This is a genomic window from Bradyrhizobium sp. USDA 4472 (assembly GCF_054058595.1).
Genome location: NZ_JBSSAM010000001.1, coordinates 2,915,103 through 2,933,900 on the forward strand (window position 1 = coordinate 2,915,103; position 18,798 = coordinate 2,933,900).

Sequence of the window (18,798 nt, forward strand, 5' to 3'; positions counted from 1 at the left end):
CGCGCTTGGGCAGCCGTGGACGCGCTCATCTAAACGTTGTGGCAGGCCAGTGCTCTCTCGTCATTGCCGCTGGAGCGAAGCTCCGGAACGTCGATCAGGCAGCGGTCGCTGGCCAGGGGACACCGGGCAGCGTAAGCACAGCCGCTTGGCCGCGTGAAGAGGCTTGGTGGTTCGCTGGTTTCGATCGCGCCGAGGATCCGCTTCGATGGATCCGGCAGCGGAATGGCTGCGATGAGCGAGCGTGTGTAAGGATGCAAGGGATGATCCAGGACGGTCCGCGTCCTGCCTCGCTCCACGACGCGACCCATATACATCACGACGACGCGCTCGCTGATCTGTCCGATCACGCCGAGGTCGTGGGAAATGAAGAGCATCGACAGCCGCAGCTGCTCACGCAGGTCCATCATCAGATTCAAGACCTGCGCCTGCACGGATACGTCGAGGGCCGAGACCGGCTCGTCGGCGATGACGATGGACGGCGTAGGCAGGATGGCGCGGGCGATACCGGCCCGCTGACGCTGCCCGCCGCTCAGCTCGTAGGGATAGCGAGCGGCGAAAGACGGGTTCAAACCGACGGCCGCCAACGTCTCGGCGATCATGGCGCTTCGCTCGGCACGATCCCTGAAGATGCCGTTGATGTCTCCGGCCTCGGCCACCGAGTCCCCGATCGTTCGCCGCGGATTGAGCGATGCGTAGGGGTCCTGGAAAACCATCCGGACGTTCAGATGCATCGCGCGCCGGACGGTCCCGCCGGCGCCGATTGCATCGACGCCCTTGAACCTGATGCTGCCGCTGTTGGCCTGGACCAGCCCGACAATGGCCCTGCCTAGGGTGGTTTTGCCGCAACCGGATTCACCGACGATCCCGAGCACCTCGCCCTTGGCCAACGAGAGCGACACACCGTCGACGGCCTGCACCCGGTATTTCCGGCCGGCGCGCCTGACGGCGAAGGAAACCTTGAGATCCCGCACGTGCAGAATGTCGTCCCCGCTCACGCCGGTTCTCCACCTTTCAACGGGAAGGCGCAGAGCACGTCGTGCCCTTGCGAGACCTGAACGCGGGACGGGGCCATCACGTGGCACTGTTCGCGCGCGGCTGCGCAGCGCGGAGCAAAAACGCAGCCCGCCGTTATCGCGCCGGGCGCCGGCGGCTGACCCGATACGGTTGGCAGGCGACGCGCGCCGGCGTTTCGCGACGGCATGCAGTCCATCAATCCACGCGTATAGTGGTGGCGGGGACTGCCGAAAACCGCATCGACCCCTGCGGTTTCCACGATCCGGCCGGCATACATGACGGCCACGCGGTCCGCGAGTTGCGCAATCACGCCCATGTCGTGGGTGATGAACAAGATCGCCATCTCGAGCCGTCCACAGAGCTCGCGCAGGAGGCCCAGAATTTGGACCTGAATGGTGACGTCCAAAGCGGTGGTCGGCTCGTCGGCGATGAGAACCTGAGGCCTGCAGGCCAGCGCAATCGCGATCATGACCCGTTGGCGCTGACCGCCGGACAATTGATGCGGGTAGGCGGCCAGCTGCATTCCGGGGTCGGGCATGCGCACCAGTTCGAGAAGCTCGCGCGCCCGGGAGAGCGCCGCGGCAGCGGAGACTTTGTCATGCACCCGCACGGCTTCGACGATCTGATCGCCAATCCGGCGAACCGGGTTCAGCGAGGTCATCGGCTCCTGAAAGATCATGGCCGTGCGACCGTGCCCCGCTTCGACGCGCTGCCAGGGCTGCAATTGGATCACGTCGCGGCCGTCGAGCTCGACCCGCCCGGCGCGAACCCGCGGACCGGGCTGCGGCAGCAAGCCCATGACCGCGAGCGAGGTCATGCTCTTGCCGCAGCCGGACTCGCCGACGAGACCGAGTATCTCGCCCTTGGCCACGTCAAAGGATACACCGGCGACGATGTCGACCGGTTCGGTCGCCGGCCCCGATGACACCGTGAGATCTCGAACCGTCAGCACGGCCTAGCCCTTCTCGCCAAAGACTTGACGGAACCGCGGATCGAGCCGGTCGCGCAAGGCGTCGCCGACCAGGTTCAGAGAGAATGCCGTCGCCACGATCATCATGCCCGGGAAAAAAAGCAGCCACGGAGCGCGCGTGATGAAGGTGCGGGATTCCGCCAGCATGTTGCCCCAGCTCGGAATTTCCGGCGGGGCGCCGAGGCCGAGAAAATCGAGTGACGCCGCGCCAAGCTGCGCAAACGCAAAGACGAAGCTCGCCTGGACGAGAAGCGGCGAGATCAGGTTCGGCAGGATGTGCTTGCCGATGAGCCATATCGTCCCGGCGCCCATGCTGCGGGATGCCTCGACATAGGTTTCGGCGCGCAGGCGCAGCGTCAGGCCGTAAACGATGCGCGTCGTTGTCGTCATGTAGCCGAGCCCGATGGCGAGAATGGCATTTGTCAAACTCGGCCCCAGTATGACGATCAGCCCGAGCGCGAGCAGCAGCGTCGGGAACGCCATCAGGACGTCGACCATCCGCATCAGCAGATGACCAAGACGGGGGAAAAGGGCCGACAGAATGCCGACCGGCACGCCCGTCGCGAGGGCGAAGAGCACCACGCCAGATCCGATCAGCAGCGCCATTCGCGCAGAGTGGATGACGCGTGACAGGGTGTCCCTGCCGAACTGGTCGGTTCCGAACCAATGGATCGCGTTCGGCGGCGTCAGGCGGATCACCGGATCGATGGCATTGGGATCGTAAGGCGACAGCCAGGGTGCAAAGAGCGCAGCGAGCACCGTCGTCGAGAGGATGCCCAGTCCCGCCAGCGCGATCGGGCGGGCGATGAATGGCTTCAGCCAAAGGATCGCGGCGTCGCGGCTCATTGCAGTTCAACCCTGGGATCGAGCACACGGTAGCTGAGGTCGACAAGCAAGTTGATCAGCAGATAGGCGACGACGATGACCAGGATGACGCCCTGAATCACCGGGTAGTCGCGGCGCAGGATCGATTGAACGACGAGGCGGCCGATGCCCGGCAGGGCAAACACGGTTTCCGTCACCACGGCTTCGGAGAGCAGCGCCGCGAAGGTGAAGCCGAATGCCGAGACGACGGCCAACAGCGCATTGCGCAGGATGTGTCGGCGCACCACCTGCCATGGCCGGATTCCCTTGGCTCGGGCAGTGCGCACGTAATCCTCGCGCGAGACATCCAGCATGCTGGCGCGCGTCAGCCGCAGGATCAGCGCGGCATTCGGAGCCGCCAGCGCCAGGCTGGGAAGAACGAGATAGCGCAGGTTGATCACGCCGCCTTCGAAGATCGAAGGATAGCCGGAGCTCGGAAACCAGCCGAGCCAGGCGGCGAAGATCAGGATCAGATAGAGCCCGACCCAGAACGTTGGGATCGAGGCCATCAGCATCGCCGCGCCCGACAGGCCCTGGTCAAGCCAGGTGCCGTGCCGGACTGCTGCAATCACCCCGACCGGGACCCCGATCAACGCGACCCAGATCATCGTCAAAGTGGCGAGCAGGACGCTGGTTTCGGCGCCATCGGCGATCACCGAAGTGACGGGCGCCTGGAAGAAGATCGATCGCCCGAGGTCGCCCTCGAGCACGTGGCCCGCCCAGGTCAGATATTGCAGGATGATCGGTTGATCGAGACCGAGCTGATGCCGCAATGCGTCGATCTGGTCGGGCGTCGCGGTGTCGCCGAGCAAGACATAGATGGGGTCGCCGGGCACGACATGGATGAAGGCGAAAATCATGACCGACGCCGCCACGAGCGTCACCGCCGTCGTTCCCGCGCGCTTGAGTGCAAATGACCACATGTGATTGTGCGGCTGATCAACGGCGACGACGCGCGACGCTTGCGGGCGCTCATCGTCCCCAGGGCTTTCGTCCCGCCCTCCCTATTTCGCCGATACGTTCCAGAAGGCGGGGCCGTTCGGATTGAGCCCCTTGAGCTTGGGCGAGGCGATGTCATAGGTGTAGGCATCGCCCACCTTCATGACCGGCACCTGATCATAGATCAGCGCCTGGATCTTGTCCCATGTCGCCTTGCGTGCGGCCGGATCGGTCGAGCTGATCAACTCTGTCCGAAGCGAGCTGATCTCGGCGCTGTCCCACCAACCGGGATAACTCGCATTCAGGAATGTGAGGAGCAGCGGGTCGGCCGAGAACGAATGGTGGGTGACAAAGATGTCCCATTGTTCGGGCTGGCCTCGCATCTTCAGGAGGGTCGCCCAATCGACGACCATCATCTGAACATTGATTCCGGCGTCGGCCAGCTGGCGGGTGAAGACGGAGGCTTCGTCATAGTGCGCCTGGTAGTTCGTCGAGACCAGGAGGCGGATGGGAGCCCCCGTGTAGCCCGCCTGCTTGGCGAGCTCCGCGGCCTTCTTTGGATCGTGAGGGCTGTAGCTGGCGACACCCTGGCTCGAGTACCAAGGCGTGCCCTTGGGGAAGATCGATCCCTCGGCATTCCAGAGGTCCTTGGGGCCGAAGGCCACGCGCAGGGCCTGCGACTTGTCAAGCGCGGTCTGGATGGCGCGGCGGAGCTTGTAATTCTCCTTCAGGATGCCCTGCTTGGAGTTCATGAAGAACAGGCCGAAGATCGGCGCATTGGTCCGCTGCACCTGGACCGACGCGTCCTTGCTCAGCGATTCGTAGAGATCGCCGGAGATCATTTCCGCATAGTCATAGTCGCCCGCCTGCACGCCGCTCACCCGCGTGCCGACATCGGGCACCGGGATGAACCGGATCTTGTCGAACACGGCGACGCGCGCGCCGGCGAAGCCGTCGGCCTTGTCCTTCACCGGCTTGTAGCCGTCGAATCTCTCGACCTCGACATACCGGTTCGGCCGCCACTCCACGAACTTGTAGGGACCGGTGCCGATATAGTCCTTCTGCTCGATCGGTCGATTGCCGGCATTGGTTGCAACCTCTTCCGGATAGATCGCGAGCCCGCCATTGACGTCCGCAACGAGTGTCTTCCAGGCGCCATTCGGTGCCGACAATTTCAACGTGACCTCGTAAGTCCCGGTCGCCTCGACGGAACTGGCCGTCGCCATCAGGAGCTTGCCCCGTGCGCCGTAATTACCCCAGCGCCTCATCGAGGCGACGACGTCCTTTGCGGTCATTTCCTTGCCGTTGTGGAAGAGAACGCCCTCGCGGAGCTTGATGACGATGGTCCGTCCGCCGTCGTCCTCGCGAGCGCTCTCGGCCAGCAGCGGGCGTGGCGTGTAGGTCGAGTCCAGCGCATACAGCGTCTCGAAGACGTGGCGGCCGATGACGGATGCGACGTCCGCTGTCGTCAACATGACATCGAGCGGCGGCGGCTCACCGACGGTGGCTTCTCGAAGCAGTGTGGCGGCGCTCGCCTGCGTCACCAGGAGCAAGGCGGCGGTTAACCCGACGGCGCCACGCGCCAAAACATTGAGAGCGCGTCTCATGTTCACCACTCCCGTCTGGTCCACCGCCATCGCAGGCAGCGGACATGCTGCAGCCATGGGTGCCGCAACACGTTATCCTTTGTTTGAAAGCTACATACAGGATATGCTAGCTTTCAAGCCTAAAATTGCCTGGATTGTTCGAAAGGCGAACCGCGGCCGGGCCTGTTTAGTAAGTTTCTTACGAGAGCTCCCGGCCAACGGGCGCGGGTCGATGTGGGGTCGAGGAAGGCGGGCAATGCCGCGCGCGAAGCGAATTCACCCGGCGAGAACCGCTCGAACGGCGGCAGCGACCCAGCCGAGCCGCGAGGAATTGGTCCTCGGCGATATCCTCTCCGTCATCAGACAAAGTGCGCCGGGTCTCAGCCCATCGGAGCAACGCGTCGCGACGGTAGTTCTGGCTGATGTCGAATTTGCCATTCACGCCAGCAATTCCGAGCTCGCCCGCCGCGGCCGCGTCAGCGAACCCACCGTCACGCGGTTCAGTCGCTCTGTCGGTTGCCGCGGCGTCCGTGACTTCAAGGTCAGGCTGGCGCAAGCCATGGCGGTTGGACGGATCTACATCGAGCCACCCCCGCATGTCGGGACGGATCTGGCGCGACCGGCGCTCTGGCGTTCGGTGTTTCAGGAAATCCGTCGCGCCATTGCGGCTGCCGAAGAAGGGCTGGCGAGAGAGGATATCGAGAAGGCCGCCGAAGCCATCTCCCGCTGTTCGAAGCTTGCCGCCTTCGGCGTAGGCGGCGGCTCGACGCTCGCTGCAGCAGAGGTTCAGAATCGGTTCTTTCGCCTTGGCATCGCCGTCTCCCACGCCTCCGATCCCCGGTTGATGCGCATGATCGCGGCGACGCTCGGCCAGGACGATGTCGTCGTTGCGATTTCGACGACCGGGATGGCGAAGGAGGTGATCGAGGCCGCGGCCATTGCCAGGCAATATGGCGCCCTTGTCGTCGCGATCACCAAGCCGCGAAGTCGGCTGGCTTCAATCGCCGATATCGTGCTGGGCGTACACGTGCCCGAGGCGCCTGACGCGCTCAAGCCGACCGCCTCGCGCTATGCCATTCTCGCTGCCATCGACCTGCTCGCCGCCTCGACCGCCTATTGCAAGCCGCTCGAGGCGCAGGCCCGCATGCGGCGGATCAAATACGAGTTGCTGAAGGGCACGGATGGCAACTCGAATGGGCCGCTCGGCGATTGAAGCTGCGCGGCTGCCACCGGTTACGATCGCAATCCGCCTGCAACTCCGAATGCGCTACAAAACAACAAGGCGTCTCATTGGTGGAACGACATGGATTTGCTGGCACTCGCCGATTTCAACCTCGTCGCGCGGCACGGAGGCTTCGGGCGGGCCGCCCGGGCGTCTGGACGGCCGAAGGCGACGCTCTCTCGCCGCGTCTCCGAACTGGAGAGCAGCCTTGACCTGCGTCTCTTCGAGCGCGGAACGCGCACGTTGAAGCTCACGCAGGAAGGGCGTGCGCTTCATGAGCGGACCGCTGCGTTGCTCGCCGAACTTGATGACACGACGGCGTCGATCTCGTCTGGTAGCGACAAGCCGCGAGGCAGGCTGCGGGTCAGTGCACCCCTGCTGTTCTCGCAGACAGCAATGGGAAAGCTCGCCGCCGGCTTCGCGCTGAAATACCCCGATGTCCGGCTCGAGGTCACGACGGAGGATCGTTCCGTCGACATGATCGAGGAAGGCTACGACCTCGTGATCAGGGTCAATCCGGATCCGGATGAAACGCTCGTCGGACGGGTTCTGATGCGGGACCGGCTGGTGGTCGTCGCCGGCCCCGACCTGAGGAGGCCGAAGGCCGATCGCGCCGTTCCGGCCGTCGTGCGGGGGGCAGGTGATCTGAACCCTGCCTGGGACGTGACTGCACGGGGCAGGAAAGTCCGGATCACGACCGCTCCGGTGCTTCGCCTGTCGTCGCTCATCATGATTCGCGATGCCGTCCGCGCCGGCGTCGGCGCCGCGCGCCTCCCGGTGTCGCTCGTCAGTCATGATCTGAGCGCCGGCAGGCTCATCCATTGGGGCGATGTCGAGGGACCGGAAATCGCGCTCTGGGCGCTTTACCCGTCACGCAGATTGCTGAGCGCCCGCGTGTCGGCGTTTCTCGATTTCTTGAAGAATGCCTTCCCCTCCGGCACGCCCGAGGAACTCGCGGCTTTCATCGATTAGGACGCGGCCTCGCCCGCGGCATCTCAGCCCGGCGAAGAGCTTTTCGGTGACCTGTGGTGGCGCAGGACGTGAGCCACGTCCGCATCCGCTACATGGGGCTTGGTTCGATGAAACGGCATCAATTGTTCGGAAACGCGGCCAGCAGCCGGCCGGCGCCCGAGATGTTCGGGCCGTTCTTGCCCGAGCATCCCTGAAAATCGTCGTAGTTGGTCGGTTCGAAATGAATGTGGTCTTTGACCAGCTTGCCGTGTTCGGAATCGATCGCCCAGCCGATCAATCCGATGTGCATGTGCTGAAGATAGCGCACCAGGGACAGGGCGATTTCAGGCAGCGGTCCATCGACGCAACCGTTCGTCTCGACTGCATTCCATTCGGTGGCGATGATCGGATAGCTGGCGGCGTCCCGACCAAAGTGCGCGCTGAAATAGGATTCCGGCGTCGCCGTCGGCTCCTTCTTCAAGCCGTCGAGGTAAGGATGGACGGCCAGGGCGAGCCGATCGGGAAAGGAGTCGTGCACGAGCGGGAACAGGTCATTCGTCCATTGCGCGTAGCCCAGTCCATCCAACAGCAGGATGTTGCGAGCCCCCATCGCTCTGAACATATCGACGAGGACCTGCATTTCGCTCGCCCATTCCTTGCGCGCCTGATCCCAGTTGGCCCGGCACGGCTCGTTGAACAGTTCGAACATCACGCCGGGATCATTGATGAGAGACGGAGCAAGCGTCTTCCAGGCCCGCGTCGTGCTGTCGTTGGGCATGCAAGGCAGGTTCGGCACGCCATTTTCGCCCTGTGCGTCCATGTTCGGAATGACGACAAAGCCGCCGGCGCGTGCCTGCCGAATGACCTTCAGCACCTGGTCACGATAGGCCGCCGAGTAGATGGCTGATTGTGGATCAAGTCCAGGCTGACTGATGGTCAGGCGAATCGCCTGAGCACCAAAGACGTTCTTGATCGCCCCGATTTCCGCCGGCCCCCAATACTGGCGCACTTGCTTCGCCAATTCCTGCAGGGACGCGGACTCGTAATTGCCGAGCGGTCGATTGAGCGCTTCGACATCGATCCCCTTGGGCAGCCACGGCTTGCCGTCGAGAAAGAACTCGCGGCCCTTGAGCGTGACGTTCTGGGCAGCGAAAGCGGTGGGCGGCGCAAACAGGGTGAATGCGAGGCTCAATCGTGCGAGAGCCCGCAACATGATGGCAAGGTTGGGCGGCAGCACCATTTTCTTGTACATCGATCAGGGCTTTCCCCACAGCGACGTTGCACGCGCCATGGTGCCGAACTCGCATGTACGGGGGATGAATGCGGGCCGGCGGCCGACCATAGCCGTGCGGGATCATGCGGACGCGCCTGGAGACGATGGTCTGACCTGTTCCCATTTCATCCAAATTGATTCAGGTTTTAGCCAATTCACCAACAATCGTTAGGGTTACTTCCTCGATGTCTAAGCGAATTATTGTCCGCTTTACCCCCCGCCTCTAACAGAGAAGGGACGGACAACGCACATGCCTCATACAGGCCAATGAGTGCGGCCCGCTCCATGCGGAGGTGGTACGATGCGCAACGAGACGATCGCTATTCACGCCGGCTATGAGCCCGAAGCCACCACGCACGCGGTCGCCGTGCCGATCTACCAGACCGCCGCCTACGCCTTCGACAGCGCCGACCACGGCGCGGCGCTCTTCAATCTCGAGGCCGAAGGTTTCCGTTACAGCCGCATCGCCAATCCGACCAGCGCCGTGCTTGAGAAGCGCATCGCACAGCTCGAAGGTGGTGTCGGTGCACTCGCGGTTGCGACCGGCCAGGCAGCGCTGCACTTCGCCCTGGTCAATGTCGCCGACCACGGCGGCAACATCGTGTCCGTGCCGCAGCTCTACGGCACGACGCACACGCTGCTCTCCCACATTCTCCCGCGCCAGGGCATCACGGGCCGCTTCGCCGAGAGCGACGCGCCTGATGCAATCGCAAAGCTTATCGACGAGAACACCCGCGCCGTGTTCGCCGAGACCATCGGCAATCCCGCCGGGAATGTTTGCGACATCGAGGCGCTGGCCAAGGTCGCGCATGCGCATGGCGTGCCGCTGATCGTCGACAACACGGTTGCCACGCCCATCCTGCTCAAGCCGTTCGATTACGGTGCGGACATCGCCGTGCACTCGCTGACCAAGTTCCTGGGCGGCCACGGCACCACGCTCGGCGGCGCCATCGTCGATTCCGGCAACTTCCCCTGGGCTGCGCATGCTGACCGCTTCCCGGCCTACAATGAGCCGGACGCGTCCTATCACGGCCTCGTCTATGCCGAGCGCTTCGGCAAGACCGCCTATATCGAGCGCGCGCGCAGCGTCTATCAGCGCACGATGGGCTCGGTGCTGTCGCCGTTCAACGCCTTCCTGCTGCTCCAGGGCATCGAGACCGTGGCGCTGCGCATGGAGCGCCACTGCGAGAACGCCCGCAAGGTCGCCGAATTCCTGCGCAAGGATCCCCGCGTCGCCTGGGTGAACTACACGGGCTTCCCGGACAGCCCATACTATCCGCTGGTCCAGAAATACCTCGGCGGCAATGCTTCATCGCTGTTCACGTTCGGCATCAAGGGGGGCATGGAAGCCGGCAAGACCTTTTATGACGCGCTGAAGCTGATCACTCGCCTTGTCAACATTGGTGATGCCAAGTCGTTGGCCTGCCACCCGGCTTCGACCACGCACCGGCAAATGCCGCCGGAGCATCAGCGCATCGCCGGAGTGCTGCCCGAGACCATCCGCCTCTCGATCGGGATCGAGCATGCCTCCGACATCATCGAGGACATCGACCAAGCCTTGGAAAAGGCCTGCCCGGCTGCGCGTCTCCAGGCCGCGGAGTAGGCAAACGGTCGATGAGCGTCTTGATCGCCAGGGATCAAGGTATCGCAAGCCCGGCGCTGGTTCCGGCAGAGGGTGATCTCGCGCGCGATCGCGGCGGCGCCGAGTTGACCATCGGGTTGATCAACAATATGCCCGATGCGGCGCTGAAGGCGACCGAGCGGCAGTTCATGAGACTGCTCCAGGCTGCCGCAGGGTCGCGCCGCATCCGCTTCCGTTGCTTTTCGTTGCCGTCGGTCAAGCGCTCGCCGGAAGCGAAATGGCATGTCGAGAGCGAATATTGCGATCTCTCCGATCTCAGGCGTCAGAAATTCGACGGGCTGATCGTGACTGGCGCCGAGCCGGTCGCACCTGAGCTCGACCAGGAGCCGTACTGGCGCGATCTCACCGAGCTGATCGACTGGGCCAGGATCAATACGCGTTCGACGATCTGGTCATGCCTCGCCGCCCATGCGGCGGTGCTGCATCTTGATCGCATCGGACGACGGCGGCTGCCGTCCAAATGTCACGGCATCTTCGACTGCGAGACGGTGAACAGTGACGCATTGACGCGCAATGCGCCGGCGCCGCTCAAGGTCTCGCATTCACGCTTGAACGAAGTCACGGAGCACGATCTCGCGCGGGCCGGCTATCAGGTGCTGACCCGGTCGGCCCGGGCCGGCGTCGACATCTTCGTCAGGCAATACGCCAGCCGGTTCGTGTTCTTCCAGGGCCACCCTGAGTATGACGCGCTCTCGCTGCAGCGGGAATATCTGCGTGACATCGGCCGCTACCTGGCCAGGGAGCGCGAGGTCTATCCCGCGCTGCCGGTGGGCTATTTTGACGCAGCGACCGAAGCGAAGCTGGCGCGCTTCGAAAAGCGCGCCAAGCACCAGCGCCATCCTGCGCTGACCAACGAGCTGCCCGCACTGACTTTGCGTACGGACATTGCCGCAGGCAGCGCCGCCGCAGCGCTTTTCCGCAATTGGCTGCATTATCTCGGTGCGGACACGGATGCTCCGTTGCTCGCGCGCTGATTTGGGGCCGTTGGTTCCGCGTTGGAATCAGGTTCCGCGTTAGGATTACCCAAGCGTTAAACTTGCCTTCGATGGCGCGCAGATGTTTCAGTATGGAAATATTGGAATCACAGGGAATGCACCCGTGCTGTCGACTCTCAACGGACGCTTGAGCAATCGGCTGGCTCGGCATTTCCGCGCCGCGCCGCACCGTTTGCCGGCCCACGCGCCGATGGTGAGCTTCACCTTCGATGATGCCCCCGATAGTGCGGCAGGCGAGGGCGCCGCGATGCTGGAAGCGCATGGTGGCTACGGCACGTTCTATCTCGCCGGCAGCCTGATTGATCAGCCTGGCGATCATTGGCACGGCCTGTCGAGCGATGCGATCATTCGGTTGCATCGGAGCGGTCACGAGATCGGCTGCCACACGTTTTCGCATCGGCGCGCGGTCGATCTCGACGAGAGCGCGATGGCGCGCGAGATCGAACGCAACCGCAGCTATTTTCTCGGCATCGATTCCTCGATTCGGCTCGAGAATTTCGCTTATCCCTATGGTCTCGCCTCGGTCTGGCGAAAGCCGCAACTCGCCAAGACCTTCCGCTCGGCGCGCGGTATTCTTCCCGGCGTCAACAGCAACGTGATCGATCTCCAGTTCCTGCGCGCTTCGCCGCTGGTCAATTGCGAGATCGATGCTGATGGCGTCGACCGCTATTTTGACGAGGCGGTCGCAAGCGGCGGCTGGCTGATCTTTTACGGCCATGATGTCGTCGACGCACCGAGCCCCTATGGCTGCACCCCGGCGCTGCTGGGTCATGCGCTGAAGGCCGCCGCGACGCGCGGCATGCCGATTGTGACGGTCGCCGAGGGCCTGCGCAGGATCGGGGCGTAGCTTTTCGCCTTGCCCCGCTCGGGGGGAAAGATGGACTTGCAACGCCAGCCCCGCCATGCGACTGGCGTCGTGACGAATCTCTCGGAACCCCGCGACGCGCCCATGTCCCCCTCTTCAACCGCGCCGGCGCCGTCCGATGGCCGCGATGCGCTGTCCGTGCTGCATTCGGTGTTCGGCCTGCCGGGCTTTCGCGGGGCACAGGGCGAGATCGTCAGGCACGTCACCGATGGCGGCAATTGCCTGGTGCTGATGCCGACCGGCGGCGGCAAGTCGCTATGTTATCAATTGCCGTCGCTGTTGCGCGAGGGCTGCGGCATCGTGGTCTCGCCGCTGATCGCGCTGATGCGCGATCAGGTCGCGGGTCTGATCGAGGCCGGCGTCAACGCCGCCGCGCTGAACTCGTCGTTGTCTTCGCAGGAAGCCTCGGAGATCGAGCGTCGCCTGATCGCGGGCGATCTCGACCTGCTCTATGTCGCGCCGGAACGTCTGGTGACGCCGCGCTGCCTCTCGATGTTGGCGCAGGCCAAGGTGGCGCTGTTCGCGATCGACGAGGCGCATTGCGTCTCGCAATGGGGCCACGACTTCCGCCCCGAATATGTCGGCCTCTCGATCATCGCGGAGCGGTTTCCCGACGTGCCGCGGATCGCGCTGACCGCGACCGCCGACGAATTGACGCGCAAGGAGATCGTCCAGCGGCTCCAGCTGACGGACAGCCCGCAATTCGTCTCGAGCTTCGACCGGCCCAACATCCGCTACGAGATCGTCGACAAGCGCAATGCGGTGTCGCAGCTCAAGGACTTCATCCGGGAGCGTCATGCCGGCGATGCCGGTGTGGTCTATTGCCTCTCCCGCAATCGCGTCGAGGAGGTCGCCGCCGCGCTGGATGACGCCGGTATTGCAGCGCTGCCCTATCACGCCGGACTGGACGGCGGTGTGCGCTCGCGCAACCAGGATCGCTTCCTCAATGAGGACGGCATCGTCATCGTCGCGACCATCGCCTTCGGCATGGGCATCGACAAGCCGGACGTGCGGTTCGTCGCCCATCTCGACCTACCCAAGAGCATCGAGGCCTATTATCAGGAGACCGGGCGCGCGGGGCGCGACGGCAAGCCGTCCGCAGCCTGGATGGCCTATGGCCTCTCCGACATCGTGCAGCAACGCCGGATGATCGATGAGTCCAGTGGGTCCGATGACTTCAAGCGCGTGTCGATCGGCAAGCTCGATGCGCTGGTCGGTCTCGCCGAGACCGCACAGTGCCGGCGCAGACGGCTGCTTGCCTATTTCGGCGAAACACAGCATGGCGAGAGCTGCGGGAATTGCGACAACTGCCTGACGCCGCCAAAGATGCGCGACGGCAAGGTGCTGGCGCAGAAGCTCCTGTCCTGCGCCTACCGTACCGGACAACGTTTCGGCGCGATGCACCTGATCGACGTGCTGATCGGGCGCCTGACCGAGAAGGTGACGCAGTTCGGCCACGACAAGCTGTCGGTGTTCGGCATCGGGCGCGAGCTCAACGAGAAGCAATGGCGCACCGTGCTGCGACAGCTGGTGGCGATGGGGCATTTGCGGGCCGACAGCGAGGCCTTCGGCGCGCTGAAGCTGACCGATTCTGCGCGCGGCGTCCTGCGCGGCGAGACCGAGGTCTGGCTGCGCGAGGAGGCGCCCTCCGCGCGCGTCCGCGCCGGCCGGACGAAGCCGCGCCGTGGCGATTTGGCGCCTGCGGCCAGTGCGTCGCAGGGCGATGTCGATCCGGAATTGCGTGCGCGCTTGCGGTCCTGGCGCTCGGATGTGGCGCGCGAGCGCGGCGTGCCTGCCTACGTCGTGCTGCACGATGCCACCATCGATGGCATCGTCCGGGCCTGGCCGACCACGCTCGACGAGCTGCGCAACATCCCTGGGATCGGCGACAAGAAGCTCGAGCACTACGGCGAGGAGTTGCTGCAGATCGTCCGGACGCGGTAGAGCGTCCTCCTGCCAACGTCATCATCCCGGGCTCGCGCCCCGGGACGACAGCCTTGATGGCCTAGCCGTTCCTGAAGGCGTAGCCATAGCCGTTGAGCGCCGGCGCGCCGCCGAGATGGGCGTACAGGATCTTCGCGCCCTTCTCGAAATGGTTCTTCTTGACGAGGTCGATCAAGCCCTGCATCGATTTGCCCTCATAGACAGGGTCGGTGATCATCGCTTCAAGGCGTGCGGTGAGGCGGATCGCTTCCTTGGTTTCTTCCGACGGCACACCGTAGGCGGGATAGGCGTAGTCCTCGATCAGCACGACGTCGTCTGCAACGATCTCCTTGCCCAGTTCGACGAGCTTTGCGGTGTTCTGTGCGATCGAGAGCACCTGCGCTTTCGTCTGCGCAGGCGTGAACGACGCATCGATTCCGATCACCTTTCGCGCACGGCCGTCGGCGGCAAAGCCGACCAGCATGCCGCCATGGGTCGAGCCGGTGACGGTGCAGACGATGATGTAGTCGAACTTGAAGCCGAGCTCTTTCTCCTGCTTACGCACTTCCTCGGCGAACCCGACATAGCCGAGGCCGCCAAACTTGTGCACGGAGGCGCCGGCAGGGATCGCGTAGGGCTTGCCGCCGGCGGCCTTCACTTCCTCGATCGCCTGCTCCCAGCTCTTGCGGATGCCGATGTCGAAACCGTCATCGACCAGGCGCACGTCGGCGCCCATGATGCGCGAGAGCATGATGTTGCCGACGCGGTCATAGACGGCGTCCTCGTGCGGCACCCAGGCTTCCTGCACGAGGCGGCACTTCATGCCGATCTTGGCCGCGACAGCCGCGATCATGCGGGTGTGGTTCGACTGCACGCCGCCGATCGAGACCAGCGTGTCGGCATTCGAGGCGATCGCGTCGGGGATGATGTATTCGAGCTTGCGCAGCTTGTTGCCGCCATAGGCGAGGCCCGAATTGCAGTCCTCGCGCTTGGCGTAGATCTCGACATTGCCGCCGAGATGCTTCGACAGCCGCTCCAGCTTCTCGATGGGCGTCGGGCCGAAGGTCAGCGGATAGCGCGCGAATTTGTCCAGGTTCATGGGTTCGTCCCTGATGGCGTTGCGTCGGGATGTGCTAGCATTGCGCCGTAAGAAGGTGCTCTCGAATTTTGCACTCATATTGCGCGTAACCTTGCAGGAACGGAATTTTTAAATAAGATTCCTTCCGAATCTGCACCAATTTACGGAAGCTTCTTTCATGTCGGGGCGTCTCGACCGTATCGACCTCAAGATGTTGAGATTGCTGCAAAATAACGGCCGGCTCAGCAACGCTGAGCTGGCCGAAACAGTCGCAATCAGCCCTGCCACCTGCCATCGCCGCACCCAGCGCCTGTTCGAGGACGGCTTTATTGCCGCTGTCCGCGCCATGGTGGCACCGAAGAAGGTCGCGAAGGGCACGCTGGTGATGGTCGGCGTGGTGCTCGACCGATCCACGCCGGAGAGCTTCGCCACCTTCGAGCAGGCCATCGGCAGGCTGAAATTCGTGCTCGACTGCCACCTCGTCGCCGGCGATTTCGACTACTTCCTCAAGATCCGCGTCGGCGACATGGAAGATTTCAACCGCATCCATGGCGAGCAGCTCATTGCGCTGCCCGGCGTCCGGCAGACCCGCACCTTCTTCGTGATGAAGGAGGTCGTCGACAACGCGCCCCTGGAGTTCTGAGCGGTCTTGACGATCGGGGACAGCGCCTGCTTTGAGCCAGGGGCGGACCGCCAGGCAGTTGCGACAATCACTCCGCCGCCTTGCTCGCGGGCGGCGGGGGTTTCCAGGCGATGCAGCGATTGCGGCCTTCGGCTTTGGCCTGGTAGAGCGCCTGATCGGCTGCGCCCATCAGTGCGTCGATGCCGGACATGCTGACGGAGGCCTCCGCAATGCCGATGCTCACCGTGACACCGAACTGCGCCTGATGAGCGCTCAGCCGGATCGCCATCGCCTGCTTGCGGATCCGTTCGGCGACGAGCTTGGCGCGCGACAGGCTGGTCTCGGGCAGCAGAACCGCGAACTCCTCGCCACCGATGCGGCCGACGAGATCGGATTTGCGCTTGCCCTCGTTGCATGCAGCTGCAACAGCCTTGATCGCTTCGTCGCCGACCGCGTGACCGTAGCGGTCGTTGACCGACTTGAAATGATCGATATCGAGCATCAGGACGGAGACCGAGCGGTAGTAGCGCTGGAAGCGGCTCCATTCCGCGTCGAGCGAACCCAGGAAATGCCGGCGGTTGTACAGGCCCGTGAGCGGATCGGTGGTCGCCAGCCGCTCCAGCATGGTGGCTTTGTCGTTGAGATCGGTGATGTCGACATAGGTCAGCATGCGGCCGCCGTTGGACATCGTGGTGCAATGGGCCCTGATGCGTCGGCCGTCCGGCGTCTCGAGGTCGCGCACATGATCGCCGGCCTTGACCTCTTCGACGCGCCGCGCCGGAAATTTCGCCAGTTCGTTCGCCGGCAGATCGGGGGCGCTGGCGCGGTGCACGCGCCGCACCAGCGACGAATAGGCCGGCCGACTCGCCGCCTGGTCTTCACTGACATTCCAAAAGCGCCGCATGCGTCTGTTCATGAAGGTGGCGCTCAGATCGGCATCGAGAAGCAGGACGCCATCCTGGACATTCTCCAGCGCATCCCGCAGCTGCTTCAACTCGTCCGAGGCGCGCACGATGTCGGTCACCGGCGTATAGGTCAGCATGCGTCCACCGTCCGGTAATGGCGTCACCTGCACGCGCACCACATCACCATTGGTTCGACGCACATCGACCGGCGTCGGGTCGCCTGCCTCGACCACGCGAACTCGTTCTTTGACGTGCGCATCGAGAGCGGGGTCCGGCACCTCGTAGGCTCCGATGTCGCGTCCATGAAGGAGGAGGGTGACAATGGATGGATTGCTATCGGCGACCTCGTCGGGCAGGTGCCACATTTGACGAAACGATCGGTTGATCAGGCGAGCTCTGAGGCTTGAATCGAGCAGCACGATGCCGGTCGGCACATGATCGAGGGCGGCACGCAGGGCCAGCATCTGGGCGCGCATCAGCGAGTCGGACGAGCGCTCCTGTTCGTCGCCGGCGGGGCGACCGACGCTGTCAGGCCGTTCAAAGGCGACCCCGACCTGGCGGTCAGATCGCCAGACCATGCGGCAGCTCTGGATATCGCGTCCCTCGAGTCTGAGCTGGAACCGGTCGGGCACGCCAAGGCCGCTCTGCATCTCCAGCGTCGCGGCCTCGTCAGTTAGCCGACGCACGACGCAGTCGATGGTCGACTGGCCATAATTGAAGATGATCTTCCCGGCCAGGAACGTGCGTTCCGGAACCAAGCGGGACATTCGTGGTCTCCAAGGCTGAACGGCATGCGACAATGCCGCCTCAATGTCGCGCAAGGTTCCTTGCGACAATCTAACGCGTCTGATGTTTTTGGATGAAGATTAACGATCGGTTGATGCGGAATGCGGGATCGACCGCTCCAGTGAGTCATCCAGCCGATTGCAGGCGCTACGCTTTACCAATATCCACCATGACCCGCGGGGCGTGTGCGATTCACGCTCTCATGCCTCTACCGCTCGCCGCACCTGCTCGCCGATCTGCGACAGCACGAGCTGAGCCTGCGGCAGGATCGCACCCATGGCGTGGAAATTGTGGACCATCCCCTCGTGGCAGACGTGCTCGACCGGGACGCCCGCGGCGAGCAGCTTGCGCGCATAGGCGTTGCCTTCGTCGCGCATCGGGTCGAACTCGGCGGTATGGATGATTGCGGTCGGCAGCCCGGTGAGCCGCGTCGCGCGCAAGGGCGAGATGCGGGGATCGGCGGCATCCCGGCCCTCGGGCAGATAGTCCGATAGATCGGCCTCGATGGTGGCGCGGTCGATCAGATGCCCTTCGGCGAAGGCCTCGCGCGAAGGTGAAGTTTCCTCGAAATCCAGCACCGGGCAGATCAGGCATTGTGCGACGATCGAGAGACCGGCGCTTTGCGCCGCCTCCTGGCACACGATCGCGGCCAACGTAGCGCCTGCGGAATCGCCGCCGAGCACGAGCCGTTCGGCATCGATGCCGAGTGAGGACGCCTCGCGCGCCACCCATTCGGTCGCCGCGATCGCGTCGTCCACGGCGGCGGGATATTTGTGCTCGGGCGCCAGCCGATAGTCGATCGAGACGAGGCGGCAGCCGGTCGCATGCGCGAGTGCCGCTGCAATGCGGTCATGCGTCGCAATACTGCCGGCCACGAGCCCGCCGCCATGAAAGAACACGAAACCCGGCGCGCGCGCACCGGCGGAGGCAGGCGAATAGAGCCGATAGGGCAGCTTTCCGCCGGGACCGGGCAGCATACCGTCTGACGTGGTCACGTCAGGCGCCTCGGCACGCGCGAACTGCATCAGCTTGGCCAGCGATTCACGTCGCGCCTCGATGCTGGGCCGGCTGCGCGCCTGCGGCGCGGCCGCAGCCATCATTGTCAACAAGCGCTTGGCGAGTGGATCGAGCGGCATGGGAAACTCCGTGACCGGGCTGAAATT

At 64.0% G+C, this 18,798-nt stretch carries 16 protein-coding genes; 7 read left to right on the forward strand and 9 right to left on the reverse strand.

All coding sequences use genetic code 11. The features are described from left to right. Positions 1-29: 29 nt before the first annotated feature. The 5 genes from ACVWZ4_RS13310 to ACVWZ4_RS13330 all read right to left on the reverse strand — a co-directional run bounded on the left by ACVWZ4_RS13310 (position 30) and on the right by ACVWZ4_RS13330 (position 5,394). On the reverse strand, positions 30-917 hold the full coding sequence (locus ACVWZ4_RS13310; RefSeq protein WP_456763395.1) for an oligopeptide/dipeptide ABC transporter ATP-binding protein: 888 nt from the start codon (positions 915-917) through the stop codon (positions 30-32). Positions 918-991: 74 nt separating this feature from the next. Beyond that, the gene (locus ACVWZ4_RS13315) at positions 992-1,966 is read right to left on the reverse strand and encodes an ABC transporter ATP-binding protein (RefSeq protein WP_456700200.1); all 975 of its coding nucleotides are present in this window, start codon (positions 1,964-1,966) and stop codon (positions 992-994) included. A 3-nt stretch (positions 1,967-1,969) separates the two neighbouring features. Then, positions 1,970-2,830: an ABC transporter permease gene (locus ACVWZ4_RS13320; RefSeq protein ID WP_456736953.1), complete on the reverse strand. Its 861-nt coding sequence runs from the start codon at positions 2,828-2,830 to the stop codon at positions 1,970-1,972. Next, complete coding sequence (locus ACVWZ4_RS13325; RefSeq protein ID WP_456700198.1) at positions 2,827-3,771, reverse strand: ABC transporter permease; 945 nt, start codon at positions 3,769-3,771, stop codon at positions 2,827-2,829. The genes ACVWZ4_RS13320 and ACVWZ4_RS13325 overlap by 4 nt, the downstream gene beginning before the upstream one ends. Positions 3,772-3,852: 81 nt before the next feature. Beyond that, on the reverse strand, positions 3,853-5,394 hold the full coding sequence (locus ACVWZ4_RS13330; protein ID WP_456740565.1) for an ABC transporter substrate-binding protein: 1,542 nt from the start codon (positions 5,392-5,394) through the stop codon (positions 3,853-3,855). A 235-nt stretch (positions 5,395-5,629) separates the two neighbouring features. On the opposite strand from ACVWZ4_RS13330, the gene ACVWZ4_RS13335 reads away from it, so the two are divergent. Continuing rightward, positions 5,630-6,586 carry a MurR/RpiR family transcriptional regulator gene (locus ACVWZ4_RS13335; RefSeq protein WP_456736955.1) on the forward strand — a complete coding sequence of 319 codons (957 nt, stop codon included), beginning with the start codon at positions 5,630-5,632 and terminating at the stop codon, positions 6,584-6,586. 90 nt (positions 6,587-6,676) lie between these two features. After that, the gene (locus ACVWZ4_RS13340; protein WP_456700196.1) at positions 6,677-7,567 is read left to right on the forward strand and encodes a LysR family transcriptional regulator; all 891 of its coding nucleotides are present in this window, start codon (positions 6,677-6,679) and stop codon (positions 7,565-7,567) included. Positions 7,568-7,685: 118 nt separating this feature from the next. On the opposite strand, the gene ACVWZ4_RS13345 is transcribed toward ACVWZ4_RS13340, so the two are convergent. Beyond that, on the reverse strand, positions 7,686-8,786 hold the full coding sequence (locus tag ACVWZ4_RS13345; protein ID WP_456790136.1) for a cellulase family glycosylhydrolase: 1,101 nt from the start codon (positions 8,784-8,786) through the stop codon (positions 7,686-7,688). Positions 8,787-9,120: 334 nt separating this feature from the next. Between ACVWZ4_RS13345 and ACVWZ4_RS13350 the strand changes: the two genes are divergently transcribed. The 4 genes from ACVWZ4_RS13350 (at position 9,121) to recQ (ending at position 14,265) form a co-directional block, all read left to right on the forward strand. Further along, positions 9,121-10,422: an O-acetylhomoserine aminocarboxypropyltransferase/cysteine synthase family protein gene (locus ACVWZ4_RS13350; protein ID WP_456763394.1), complete on the forward strand. Its 1,302-nt coding sequence runs from the start codon at positions 9,121-9,123 to the stop codon at positions 10,420-10,422. Between the two features lie 11 nt (positions 10,423-10,433). Next, a complete protein-coding gene (gene metA, locus ACVWZ4_RS13355; protein ID WP_456700194.1) occupies positions 10,434-11,435 on the forward strand; it encodes a homoserine O-succinyltransferase MetA in 1,002 nt (333 codons plus the stop codon). A 124-nt stretch (positions 11,436-11,559) separates the two neighbouring features. Further along, entirely contained in the window at positions 11,560-12,303 is a 744-nt protein-coding gene (locus ACVWZ4_RS13360; RefSeq protein WP_456740568.1) for a polysaccharide deacetylase family protein, read from the forward strand. A gap of 102 nt (positions 12,304-12,405) precedes the next feature. Next, positions 12,406-14,265, forward strand: a complete 1,860-nt coding sequence (recQ, locus tag ACVWZ4_RS13365; RefSeq protein WP_456740569.1) for a DNA helicase RecQ — start codon at positions 12,406-12,408, stop codon at positions 14,263-14,265. Between the two features lie 61 nt (positions 14,266-14,326). Here the strand turns inward: recQ and ACVWZ4_RS13370 are convergent, their stop codons facing one another. Continuing rightward, a complete protein-coding gene (locus tag ACVWZ4_RS13370) occupies positions 14,327-15,343 on the reverse strand; it encodes a 1-aminocyclopropane-1-carboxylate deaminase (RefSeq protein ID WP_092231250.1) in 1,017 nt (338 codons plus the stop codon). A gap of 157 nt (positions 15,344-15,500) precedes the next feature. Between ACVWZ4_RS13370 and ACVWZ4_RS13375 the strand changes: the two genes are divergently transcribed. Continuing rightward, the gene (locus ACVWZ4_RS13375; RefSeq protein ID WP_456740570.1) at positions 15,501-15,965 is read left to right on the forward strand and encodes an Lrp/AsnC family transcriptional regulator; all 465 of its coding nucleotides are present in this window, start codon (positions 15,501-15,503) and stop codon (positions 15,963-15,965) included. 67 nt (positions 15,966-16,032) lie between these two features. Here the strand turns inward: ACVWZ4_RS13375 and ACVWZ4_RS13380 are convergent, their stop codons facing one another. After that, positions 16,033-17,616, reverse strand: a complete 1,584-nt coding sequence (locus ACVWZ4_RS13380; protein ID WP_456740571.1) for a sensor domain-containing diguanylate cyclase — start codon at positions 17,614-17,616, stop codon at positions 16,033-16,035. 219 nt (positions 17,617-17,835) lie between these two features. After that, on the reverse strand, positions 17,836-18,771 hold the full coding sequence (locus ACVWZ4_RS13385; RefSeq protein WP_456736963.1) for an alpha/beta hydrolase: 936 nt from the start codon (positions 18,769-18,771) through the stop codon (positions 17,836-17,838). Positions 18,772-18,798: the final 27 nt, after the last annotated feature.